Genomic DNA, 4,916 nt, shown 5'->3' with positions numbered 1-4,916 from the left:
GCGGTCCAGACGCGGGAGTCGGGCGGCGGCTGGTTGAGCGACCTTCTCGCGCGCGCCTCATTCGACGACGCGCCGCAGCCGCCGCGCGCGGCGGCGCGCCCCGTGGGAACGACGGGCGCGCTCGACAGCCTGACGCTCGACGTTGCGCGCATGGTGGACAACGCCGCCGTCGCCGAGCTCTGGCGGCGTTATCAGCGCGGCGAAAAGGGCGGCCTGTTCGGCCGCCGCCTCTATACCCCGCAAGGGCATCAGACTTTCGAGGAAATCCGCCGCCGCTATCGCGTCGATCAGGAGTTCCGCGGCACCGTCGATCACTATGTCCGGCACTTCGAGGAACTGCTCGTCGAGACAAGCCGCGGCGACCGCGACGGCTCCAAGGCGCTCGATTTGCTCACCGGCGACGCGGGCAAGGTCTACACCATGCTCGGCCACGCCGCCGGACGCTTCGAGTAAGCGGCCTATTCAATCGCTTCGGGCGGCGCCGCGCCGATGCTCTCCTCAAAGGCGGCTTCCGCGCGCAGACTGTCGAGATCGCGTCCGATGGTCGCGACGGCGAGTTTGCGGTCGCCCTTGAAATAAGCGACGCGGCAGTCGCCCGCCGCCGGATCGCCGGAAATCTCGAGGCGATCCCATCCCGCCGCATGGCCGACATAGGCGATGGTCTGGTCGTAATGCTGGCTCCAGAAAAAGGGCGCGGCCTCGAAGCGCTCCTGCCGGCCGAGCATGTTGCGCGCGGCGGTCTGGCCCTGGCGCTCCGCCACGACCCAATGCTCGACCCGAATCCGCTCGCCCGTGATCCTGTCGGGCCAGCGCGCGATGTCGCCCGCCGCATAAACGCCCGGCGCGCTCGTCTGCAGATATTCGTCGACAAGCACGCCGTTATCGACCGCGAGCCCAGCCGCCTCCGCAAGCGCGAGATCGGGTTGCACGCCGACGCCGACAACGACGAAGTCGGCCTCAATTGTCACGCCGCTCTTCAGCCTGACAGAGCTTTTGTCAATTTCGACCACGCCATCCTCCAGATGGAAGACCACGCCATGGCTTATGTGCAGGTTCCTTACAAAATCGCCGATCTCTGGTCCCAAAATACGCGCCATGGGAATGGCGTCCGGCGCGATCACGTGCACATCGAGGTTGCGGGCGCGCAGCGCCGCAGCGGTTTCGAGGCCGATGAAGCTCGCGCCGATCACCGCGATCCGCCGCGCGCCGGGGCAAGCCGCGATGAGCCGGTCGGCGTCCGCAAGCGTGCGCAGATAATGGACATGCGCGCTGTCGGCGCCGGGAACGGAGAGCCGCCGGGGACTCGCGCCGGTCGCGATCAGCAGCGCGTCATAGGAGAGCGTCGCGCCATCGTCGAGCGTGAGGCGCCGCGCCGCCGTATCGAGCGCTTTGGCGCGCCGCCCGAGGCGCAATTGCACGCCGTTTTCCTTGTACCAGGCGGAATCGCGCAGCGGCAGCCAGTCGGACTCCGCCGTTCCGGCGAGATAATCCTTGGAAAGATTAGGGCGATCATAGGGTTCGGCGGGATCGGCGCCGATCATTTCGACGAGGCCGTCATAGCCCTCGGCGCGCAGCATCTGCGCGGCGGCGAATCCGGCGGCGCCGGCGCCGACGATGACGACGCTGCGCGCCGCGTGGGCCGCGTCGACGGACTTGGGAGCGGCCTCCTTAAGGAGTTCGCGCGCAAAGACTTTTCCCTCGGCCTTCTCGATCCGCCAGCGGCGCAGCGCGTCGAAAGCCGGCGCCCGCAAGGCGCGGCCGGTGCGCAGGCTGAAACAGGCGTGATGCCAGGGGCAGCGAATCGCGCCGCCGACGACGAGCCCCTCTGCGAGCGGCGCGTGATAATGCGTACATTGCGCGCCAATCGCGAAGATTTCGTCGCCCTGTCGAATGAGGATCGCGTCCTCGCCCGCCACATGGCCGCGCAGCGGAACGCCTTCCAAAATCTGCTCGGCCGCCACGCCGAGCGAAAAATCCGGGCCCTGCTGTTGGCCTTGCGCCTCGTCTCCCATCGCTCCCCCTTGCGCCCCGCGCGTCTCGCCTCGCGCCAATAGAGAGATGGAGCGGCGATCTCGTTTGCGTCTTTTCTAAAAAGGGCGTCGCCTCCCCGGGACAAGCGAATGGCGACGCCATCGCCGCGTCTCTTCGCACTGATTCGGACCTCGGGGGTCGGGGATCGGCGCGCCGCCGCAGCGACGCCAATTGTTACAATCGTTCTTGAGAGCAAATTTGTGACATTATGGACACAGTGAAGGAAACAAAGTTGTAACACAGGTTATTTTGCACACTTATTAGGCAATTGCGCGGCGCTTAGACTTGAGAAAAAGCCCAGTCGCGAGTGATATCGAACAGATTTTGGCCCCAGACGGAGTTACTCGCTATGAAGTGGTATTATCTTTCGACCATAACCGCCCTTTCGCTGGTGGCCAGCGTCGGCGCGGCCAATGCACAGGCGAAGCTGCTGGACGTCGATCCGACATTGATCGAGGAGAACCAGCCTGCTCCGCCGCCCGCGGCCAAGCCTGTCAAAAAAGGCAAAATCGTGAAAGGGCCGCAGACGCCGCCGCCGCCGCCGGCCTGGGCCGACACGCTGACGGTCGACGGCTATGTCGAAGGCGGCGTCGCGGTCAACTTCAATCAGCCGTTCAATAAGCTGAACTGGGGCCATCTTTATACCGACCGCGCCAATTGGCCGACCTTCAACGGCGCCGTGCTGACCGTCCAGCGTCCGCTCGACCCGAAGGCCGAAGGCTATGACTTCGGCTTCAAGCTCCAGGGCATGGTCGGCGAAGACATGCGCTACAACCATTATCTGGGCGTGCTCGACTATGCGATCCGCTCGCGCACGCAGATCGGGCCGATCGAGGCGCATGTGCTCGCGCATCTGCCCTGGATTACGCCGTTCACGCAGGGCGGCATCGACGTCAAGCTTGGCATGTTCACGACCTATAACGGCGCCGAACTCATCTACGCCAAGGATAACCTCTTCTACAGCCACTCTTACATGTTCAACTTCGGGCCCTTCATTCACACGGGCGCGATGGTGACCTCGCATGTCAACAGCTGGCTCGACGTCTACACGGGCGTGACCAGCGGCGTGAACACGAGCCTCGGCTGGCCGGGCGACAATAACGCCGCCGCCTCGTTCCACGGCGGCTTTGGCTTCAACCTGCTTGACGGCGAACTCACCATTTTGGCGATTACGCATACGGGACCGGAGAATGCGAGGCAGACCGATCCGCTCGGCGTCGGCTGGCCCGTCGGCTTCGTCGGCACGCCTTTCACCGACGCTGGCTGGCCGACGGTCCTTACGGCGGGCTGGCCCGTCAATCAGGGCGGCTTCGGCAGCCCGACCGGCTGCGCCTGCAACGTCAATTCGACGATCCGTTCGTACAACAACATAACGACGACCTGGAAGCCGACCGAATATCTGACGTTCGTGACCGACATGAGCTTCATGTATGAAACGGGCTGGAACAACAGCTCCTTCGGTCTGCCGCAGAAAGCCTGGGCCGCGGCCAATGCGATCACCGGCACCGGCTTCTGGGGAACGGCGCCGGCCTATCCGATGGGCGCGACCGCCTTCGGCATCGCCCAATATGCGTCCTATAAGCTCAACGACATCTTCAAGCTCAACGCCCGCGCCGAATTCTTCCGGGACAACAACAACTTCTTCGTCGCCGCCTTCCCGGGCTATTTCGACGCGGTCAATCTGGCGCATGGGTTCTGGTGCCCGTCCTGCATCAGCCGGAACCTGGGCACGGGCCTGTTCGCCAATACGCCGGTCTATACGGGCACGAGCTATCTGGCGCTCACCCTCGGCGCGACGATCACGCCGGAACTGCCGAAGATGCCGGTGATCTCGGGGCTGATCCTCCGTCCGGAAGTGCGCTGGGACACCGCCGTCAATGGCGTCGCGCCCTTCTTCAACCGCAGCGGCTCGAGCCGGTCGCAGGGCATGTTCAACATGGACGTGATCGTCCCCTTCTCGCTGCTCTAAGAGGGACAGTTCCCCCAACAGTCCCGACATAAGGACGCCGCCCGGTTCGCCGGGCGGCGTTTTTCGTTTATTGGGGACGCTCTTCTTCCGTGTGATCGCGCATGACGATCTCGACATCCGCGTCCTTCGTCGACTGCACCTTGAAATGCCCCTGATAGGTCTTGCCCTCGTTACGTGCGATGGCGACATATTCGCCCTCCGCCAAGACAAGCGAGGGGAAGGCGCCGATCAATTCGCGGATCACGTCGCCGCCGGGGGTCAGCACCGAGAAGCTGGTATTGGCGAGCGCTTCGCCGCCCCGCTGCTTCACGAGCTTCAAGGTGATGGTCGCGGCGTGGTGGCGCAAGGTCGCTTCAATGAGCTTGCCCGCGGGGATTTTCAAATCCGCGGTCACGACGGAGTTGGTGGCGTTGGCGCCGCCGCCCTGCGCGCTTTGTCCGGTATCGAGCAATGTCGAGACGACGTGATAGGAGCCTTCCGGAAGGGCGATGACCTCGTCGGCCTTGGCGTTGGCGAGGACGAGCTTCGCTTCGGAATTGCCGCGCTCCGGCACATAGATCGAGACGGACAGTCGCTGCGCCGGGATCTGCGCCTCGCCCAGCATGTCGATGAGCCGCAGGCCGCCGGCGTTGAGCGGCACGCGCTCAGAAATATTGCGCCCCTCGATGACGACGCGGCGCGTGACGCCCGCAAGGCCATAGGCCGCATGGACGACATAGGCGCCGTCCGGCAGCGCCAGCGTCGGCGTCGCCTCTTCCGATTGCGCGACGAGCTTATGCGAGCCGTCGGCCTCGGCCCGCTCCTCGAACACGCGCCAGACGACGCCGGAACGCACATGTTGCTGATCGTTGGCGGTGAGCGTCGCCGCGAGGCGCAGCGTGGCGCGGCCCTCGACGGCGGGCGGCGCCGCCGCCGC

General features: G+C 65.0%; 4 protein-coding genes. 2 read left to right on the top strand and 2 right to left on the bottom strand.

Translation table 11 applies throughout. The features are described from left to right. Nucleotides 1-453: hypothetical protein (locus V3H18_RS16360; protein WP_332083150.1), on the top strand; the 453-nt coding region annotated here is incomplete at its 5' end. Between the two features lie 5 nt (nucleotides 454-458). On the opposite strand, the gene V3H18_RS16355 is transcribed toward V3H18_RS16360, so the two are convergent. Then, nucleotides 459-2,012 (bottom strand): FAD-dependent oxidoreductase, encoded by a 1,554-nt coding sequence (locus V3H18_RS16355; protein ID WP_332083149.1) that lies wholly within the window; start codon nucleotides 2,010-2,012, stop codon nucleotides 459-461. 368 nt (nucleotides 2,013-2,380) lie between these two features. On the opposite strand from V3H18_RS16355, the gene V3H18_RS16350 reads away from it, so the two are divergent. Further along, nucleotides 2,381-4,000: an outer membrane beta-barrel protein gene (locus V3H18_RS16350; RefSeq protein WP_332083148.1), complete on the top strand. Its 1,620-nt coding sequence runs from the start codon at nucleotides 2,381-2,383 to the stop codon at nucleotides 3,998-4,000. Nucleotides 4,001-4,067: 67 nt separating this feature from the next. Here the strand turns inward: V3H18_RS16350 and V3H18_RS16345 are convergent. After that, the coding region (locus V3H18_RS16345; RefSeq protein WP_332083147.1) for a hypothetical protein at nucleotides 4,068-4,916 on the bottom strand (849 nt) is incomplete at its 5' end.

The sequence above is a fragment of the Methylocystis borbori genome (genome assembly GCF_036576025.1).
GTDB lineage: Bacteria > Pseudomonadota > Alphaproteobacteria > Rhizobiales > Beijerinckiaceae > Methylocystis > Methylocystis borbori.
Note: the sequence above shows the minus strand (reverse complement) of the source record. Positions and strands in the feature narration are given on the sequence as shown.

Coding starts and splice junctions, on each gene's coding strand:
- V3H18_RS16355 (WP_332083149.1), bottom strand. CDS start 2,012: ATGGGAGACGAGGCGCAAGGCCAACAGCAGGGCCCGGATTTTTCGCTC.
- V3H18_RS16350 (WP_332083148.1), top strand. CDS start 2,381: ATGAAGTGGTATTATCTTTCGACCATAACCGCCCTTTCGCTGGTGGCC.